Raw genomic sequence first — 6,542 nt, 5'->3', positions numbered from 1 at the left:
CTAGCAGTTATATTCCTACAAGATGTTATTTTTGTCTTTCCCCCTCATTTTAGGCATAAACCCCTAATCCAATACTTTGTGGGAGATAAATAATTTCTTCTAATTTCGAATAATTTCTTTCAGTAAAAAAATCTCTGTGCCAACATCCGAATCTTAAATTATTTTCAGTTTATTTTCAGTGTATTTCAAGCGTAGCGCCACCACCTAAATACAACCCAAGAGAAAAGGCGCTTCGCTTGAAATCAACTAAAAATTAACAAAAAATTCATTCTTTGTCAACATCCGTAACTATTCAGCAATAGATTTTTTGCAGAATAGTTACAACAGATTGCTCTGATTTAACTGAATAAGAAATTATTCTAATTATTTTAATTTCTTTCAGTTTTCACTCTCGGGGAACTCGGGGAATTTTTTTCTCTCTCGCGGATTGCGCAGATTGTATATTTTCAGCTTATTTTCAGTATATTTCAAGCGCAGCGCCATCTGCTTGATTAATTTTTTGACAGAAAAAAAAAGAAAATGAAATTATTCTAATTATTTTAATTTCTTTCAGTTATTATTAAATCTGTGTTATCAGTGAGATCCGGGCGGGGAGTTCCATTGGTGAATAGTTACCTGTGCTTTCATCCGAAAACAAGTGTGTTTTCGCTTTGTATTTGTTCTTGGAGCAAAAGAAAACCCCGCGGGCAAAGCTGTGCCTGCGGGGTGTAGATGCGGGGTGCGCTGTTGCGTGAGATTAATACACGAGCGCCATGTTGTCGATCCAGAATGTCATGCCTATCGTTCCCACGTAGGCAGTACCGCAACCGCTCGATGCCATCACCAGCATGTGGGTGGGCGTTGCGTTAGCGTCGTCCCATTGCTCCTCGATCACGGGCACCATCTTGCCCTTGCTGTTGCGCGCATAGTAGGCACGGTCCTTGGTGCTGATAAGTCCCATGTAGCTCTGGTAGCCGGGAGTCTTGGTGATGTCGCCATATTTCACCTCAATGCGGTGCTTGTTGACCCAGTTGGCAGTGGTTGCGCCAAATCTCTGGCGTCCTGTTCCCACGCGAGCGGCGTGAATGTTGCCTTTCTCGTCCTCCCAGCGGCGTTGCAGCAGGATGAACACCTCTGAATAGTCGCGGCCGCGTATGGTCTTCTGCGATCCGAAACCGCTAGAATAAGTGCGGTCGCCTGTGGGAGCGGTGAGCTTGTAGTCAAACTGCAAGTACTTGGGGCGCTGTGTGAAGGGAACGCCCATTTCCATCTTGCTATATGGGTTCTTGGTGCTTGACACGGGCTCAAACATGCGGCCCAGGAAGATGCTGCCGTTGACGAGCACGTCCATGTTGATCACGCCCACTGCCTTCACGTGCTCGAGCATAGTGGTGAGTTTCACGCACTTGCCGCTGCCGTGGGTGTCGGGGAACACAGCGTTGCTGGTCTTCACCACGCCCATCACCTTGGCATACACGTTGCTGGTAGCCCATGGGCTGCCGCCCTGGGGCACATAGGCTGTTGCGCCATCGAGGGTTTTTGTGGGGCCTATCTCATAAATGGTCTTGGTGTTGCCACCTATCACGCTTGATTCCTTGATGTGGCGGGTGACCCACTGGTCAAAATCGCCAAATTTGAGCAGTACGACCTTCTCGGCTGCCATGCTCGATGCGGCTGTGAGTGCTGCCGCCATGACTGTAAAAATAACCTTTTTCATTCCTTATTTTGTTGATAATATTGAGTTTCTGATATTGCGGGCAGAGCATCCGGGTCACAGGTAATACTCCACCTTTTCTTTGCCGTCGGTGATGATATATAGCCCGTCGTCGGTAAATTCAATCATGCGTGGCTCAAACTCCAGCGTCTTGAGCTCTCTGAGCATGGCTTCGGGCACCTTGTGGCACATCACTCCACCCTTGCACACAGCCACCATGGCTCCGCCGCAGGTGCGGTGCACCGCCTGCAAGCCGCCATACTTGGCCTTTGCGGCATCGAGGAAAGCCTTGATTTCCTCGCCTTCGCACCAGTAACCCTTGTTGGTCACTACGGCCCATTCGCCATCGTCGGTGAGTGTGATGCTCTTGAACGTCTGTTTAGCGGCGTTGCATGCGCTCAGCCTGTCGAGCAGCGTGCGGGGCAGGCCGGCGCTAGTCTTGTAACCGCTCTTCTGGTAGATGATGATCCACTTGTTGCTCTCGGTGAGCACCACGTCGTTGATGCTTGAATGAGGCACGTTGAGTTCTTTGAGCGCGTCGATGAGGGTCTTGGGGAGTCGAGGCGTAGTGCCGTATCCGTTAGAGCTGTAGATATACAGTCCGCCGCTGCTCATGTTCATTGCGGCTGTCTTGCACTGCTTGGTGCGAAGCATAGACTCCTGCACCTTGAGCATGCGTCCGTTAGGCTCGGTGGCGGGTTTTACCCATGTGCCCGAGCACTTGAACAGAGCGTTCTCGTTCTTGGCGCTGAATTCAGTGCCTTGGGCAGTAATCTTGGGTGCGGCAGGTGTTGCCTGTTCCTTCTTCGCCTCTTGTTTCTGGACAGGTGCTGCGGCCACCGGTGCCTGCTTCACTTCGCGCTGGCCTGTGGTGTCCATCATCTTGTCCATCATTGCGTGCAAGTGCGTCAGCACATACTCGCCCTCGCTGGGGAAAGTCACCTCGTCCACACCCTGGGCGCGCAGCGCCAGCACGTCGCCGCGGAAGGAAACGGCATTCTTGAGTTCCTGGTAGGTGTACCCCTGCGTCTTGAGCGTCGCTATCGCCGTGCCGCGCATCTTCTCAATGCCAGTCACCGTGGCAGTGATGAGCGTGCCTTGCGGAGTGCCCAGCTCGACAGCCTGCCCGCTGGTGAGCAGTTTCATGAGCGGGGTGTCCTTGTCGTCGGCTGCAATGGTGAATGTGATGCTGTAGAGTGATTTAGACTTGTCATAGTCGAGAGTGTAGTCGATGTCGCCGTCAGCGCCTTTCAGCACATTCTCGGCGTCAATGCTATACACCGTTCCCGCTTGAGTCACAACCATACGTTCGCGGGCATTTGCCGTGCCCCAGCACAGCGCCGCAGCCAGCACCAGAGAAAATATTCCGTTCCTTTTCATAGTCTTAATTGTAATTAAACATGCAAAGTTACAAAAATTATACAAAAAGTATTAATTTAATCATTCAAAATTAGACATACCTATCTGAAATTATTCCCGAATTTGGCCGCGGGAGAAAAGTTAACGCCGAAAACAACGAGGGTGTACCAAACCGAATTGATACACCCACTTGCATTGCGGAGTGACCGAGATTCGAACTCGGGAACCGCTTGTGACGGTTACACGCTTTCCAGGCGTGCCTCTTCAGCCACTCGAGCACCACTCCGAAAATTTTTACAAAATTATAAAATACTACATTAATTAGCAAGCAAAACCAAAAAAGTTTTACGGCCTTGACGTTATGTTTAGGAAAATCACCCACATTTATGGAGAAAACGCAATGAAAATGGAAAAAAATGAGTATATTTGTATCACTTAAGATAGGTTCTATTAATTTGGGGATAAATTTATTAATTATTTCGGTCGTTTTTGAGCAATTAATAGAACACACAATAAAAGAGATTTTTGGTTGTATCAATAAAGCACCATCACAGGAAAATGTGATTAAAAACTTGAATAACAATTTTTTTAGTGCATAAAAAAATGAAACTATCTGTTATCATACCGTTGTATAACAATGCGGCATCATTGCCTGCTTGTATTGATTCCCTGGCGTTGCAGGGCATTGACAGGGAGGAATATGAGGTGATTATTGTGGATGACGGATCAACCGATAACAGCTTTGCAACAGCTCGCGATATTGCTACCAGATGGGATAACATGCGAGTAATTCATCAAGAAAATAAAGGATCGGGGGAATCGCGAAACCTTGGAATAGATGAGGCAAAGGGAGAATACATCCACTTTGTCGATGCCGACGACCAAGTGATGCCGGGTGCTTATAGGTTCCTGTTTGATAACACGCTGATGCACTCGCCCGACATTGTTTGTTTTGACTTTGGCAAAAACATTTATACTGAAAGCCACAGCATTGATGGCCGTGTGGTGTATTCGGGGGCAATCAGGGATTATGTCAAGAGTAACCATGTAAGGCCTTATGCTTGGATCAAGCTGCATCGCCGTGATTTTCTCTTGAAACACCACCTGCGCTTCCCTTCGCTACGCACACGTCAGGACATAGTGTTCAACTGGGACATGCTGCGACACGATGGAACCATGGTGGTGACTGATGCACGGCTTTACTCTTACACCATCAATCCCAGTGGAGCAACTTACGGCAGGGACGTGAAACATATAAAGATGACTGTTGAAAACCTGGTGAAGGTTAATGAAAAATTGAAGGAATTTGCAACCGATTTTGTGGGTTACGACCGTTTCACGCGTGTGTGTAACTACAACTATCAAGTGTTGTTTAACCGAATCTTGTGCTCGCCCTACACTTTGAGCGAAATAAGGGAACTATTTCCGCGGTGTGCCGCGATAGGCACCGACCACATTAGTAAGACCAGGCAATTAAGAGCCTTCAACTTTATATATCACCATCCGTTGATGTATCACATGTTCCAAAGTTTAATCATGAAGGTGTATTTCAAACGGTACCCGATACCAGAGAATGCAAGGGGTGACATGATAGACCATAGGCTCAAAAATAAACAAGAGAATAGATGAATAGTGTATTAGCAAAAATAAGAACCAAGGGCGTAATAGAAGTTTTGCGAATTGTAAAGAGACGTGTGAAAAATAGGTTTTACCGTCTGTTAGCTTGGTTATTATATCATATTTTCTCGTTGCTGCCGTTGCAAAACAAGGTAATTGCTGTGTGTTTTTCGGGGAAAAAGTATGGTGATAATTCCAAGTTTATCATGGAGAAACTGCATCGGCTGCGCCCTGATTACAAGTATTACTGGATGAAAAACGAGCAATTTGACTACAAAATTCCAGTATGGATGCTGTCCACTCCCTTTGCAATCACTATTAAGACAATCTACCATATTGCAACATCCAAGGTGATGGTAAACACCCATCATTACCCCACATGGATAAAAAAGAGGAAAGGCCAATTATTCTTACAGACTTGGCATGGTGGTTTAGGAATCAAATGCATTGAAAAAGATTCGCAGGAATTTGTGGGCAGCGAACATCAAATGCAGGAACTGAAACATACCAATGCGGTGTCGGATGTCTTTCTGTCACAGTCATCCCACCTTACAGGCATTTTCCGAAGGGCTTTCGGATATGAAGGTCCTGTATTCAAATGCGGCTATCCCAAGAACGATTGCTTGTTTACTGGTAACGAAGAAGCAAGGCAGGGAGTGAGAGAGTGCTATTCTCTTCATTCAAACACCAAGATATTTCTTTATGCACCCACATTCCGTGATTATTTTTGGGATAAAGAAATAGACGAAAGTGTATATGCCGTGAATTATGAATTGTTGCAGAATGCATTGGAGGAAAAGTTTGGCGGCGAGTGGAGGATTATGGTTCGCTGGCATCCGTCATTTGTCAACATATTGAAAGGAAAAATTTCAGTTCCTTCTTGGGTCATTGATGCGACTTTGTTCCCCGATATGCAGGAGTTGCTCAAGGGGTGCGATATTGTGATGAGCGATTACTCGTCGTGCATCTTTGACGCTGCGTTGCTCGATATTCCGTGCTTCACCTTTGCCACCGACTTTGATACCTATAAAGCCGAGCGCGGGGTGTATTACGAGATGGAGGAACTCCCCTTCCCCTATGCGCGCACCTGCGACGAGTTGATGGAGAATATAGAGAACTATGACCATGAGGCCTATCTGGAACGCTGGCGAGCGTTCAAGGAGCGCATGGGACTGTATGAGCCGGGAAACGCATCGCAAGTCATAGCCGATAAGATAATAGAACACATCGACACCGGCAAGGTGCTGTGGAACCAGGACAGGGCAACCGCATCAAATCAGAGGGAAAATCTGGCTTAATATGTGCTGTGACCTCTGTGCCTTCTATAGAACAAAAAGATAAGTAGTTGAAAATCAGTGTTTGTTTTTCGGTAGTAAGGGACTAAAAACAAAAACAAGAAAAACCGTTTTGCGAGCAATGTGTCTCTTCGAGCCACTGATGCTTGTTGCGGTCTTGGTCTTATGAGAACAAGTTCTCAACGCCCAATCCCGTAACAATCATCACCCTGCGGGATTGCTTGCTCGCAAAACCAAAAAACACCGCTTCGCTGAAAAACAGATTTTTATATTTTTAGCTTATTTTCAGTGTATTTCAAGCGCAGCGCCACCACCTAAATACAACCTAAAAAAGGCGCTTCGCTTGAAATCAACTAAAAATTAACTAAATATTTATTCTTTGTCAACATCCTCTTGTTACACAAAAGTGTTAGCAGTTATATTCCTACAAGATGTTGTTTTTTTGTTTTTCCCATCATTTTAGGTCCAAAACCTGATCCAATACTCCGTGGGGGAAGTCGAGAAGTTTTGGCAAGTTTTGATGCGGTTGCCCTGGAAATAACGACCCTTATCCACCTAAAATCATTCGGTCTCCTATG

At 46.3% G+C, this 6,542-nt stretch carries 5 protein-coding genes and 1 tRNA gene; 3 read left to right on the top strand and 3 right to left on the bottom strand.

Annotated features, from left to right (window positions below; genetic code table 11):
- Positions 1-736: 736 nt before the first annotated feature.
- The 3 genes from ACKI3C_RS04720 to ACKI3C_RS04710 form a co-directional block, all read right to left on the bottom strand.
- Positions 737-1,696: a PCMD domain-containing protein gene (locus tag ACKI3C_RS04720; RefSeq protein ID WP_407402566.1), complete on the bottom strand. Its 960-nt coding sequence runs from the start codon at positions 1,694-1,696 to the stop codon at positions 737-739.
- 54 nt (positions 1,697-1,750) lie between these two features.
- A complete protein-coding gene (locus ACKI3C_RS04715; protein ID WP_407402564.1) occupies positions 1,751-3,073 on the bottom strand; it encodes a hypothetical protein in 1,323 nt (440 codons plus the stop codon).
- 177 nt (positions 3,074-3,250) lie between these two features.
- Positions 3,251-3,338 (bottom strand) — tRNA-Ser (locus ACKI3C_RS04710).
- Positions 3,339-3,468: 130 nt separating this feature from the next.
- Between ACKI3C_RS04710 and ACKI3C_RS04705 the strand changes: the two genes are divergently transcribed.
- From ACKI3C_RS04705 to ACKI3C_RS04695, 3 genes are read left to right on the top strand one after another with little or no spacing between them, the layout of a single operon-like run.
- The gene (locus ACKI3C_RS04705) at positions 3,469-3,651 is read left to right on the top strand and encodes a hypothetical protein (protein ID WP_407402562.1); all 183 of its coding nucleotides are present in this window, start codon (positions 3,469-3,471) and stop codon (positions 3,649-3,651) included.
- 4 nt (positions 3,652-3,655) lie between these two features.
- A complete protein-coding gene (locus ACKI3C_RS04700; RefSeq protein WP_407402560.1) occupies positions 3,656-4,681 on the top strand; it encodes a glycosyltransferase in 1,026 nt (341 codons plus the stop codon).
- On the top strand, positions 4,678-5,967 hold the full coding sequence (locus ACKI3C_RS04695) for a CDP-glycerol glycerophosphotransferase family protein (RefSeq protein WP_407402558.1): 1,290 nt from the start codon (positions 4,678-4,680) through the stop codon (positions 5,965-5,967). The genes ACKI3C_RS04700 and ACKI3C_RS04695 overlap by 4 nt, the downstream gene beginning before the upstream one ends.
- The last annotated feature ends 575 nt before the right edge of the window (positions 5,968-6,542 follow it).

Origin of the sequence: Sodaliphilus sp., from assembly GCF_045598405.1 — a bacterium.
Lineage (GTDB): Bacteria > Bacteroidota > Bacteroidia > Bacteroidales > Muribaculaceae > Sodaliphilus > Sodaliphilus limicaballi.
Note: the sequence above shows the minus strand (reverse complement) of the source record. Positions and strands in the feature narration are given on the sequence as shown.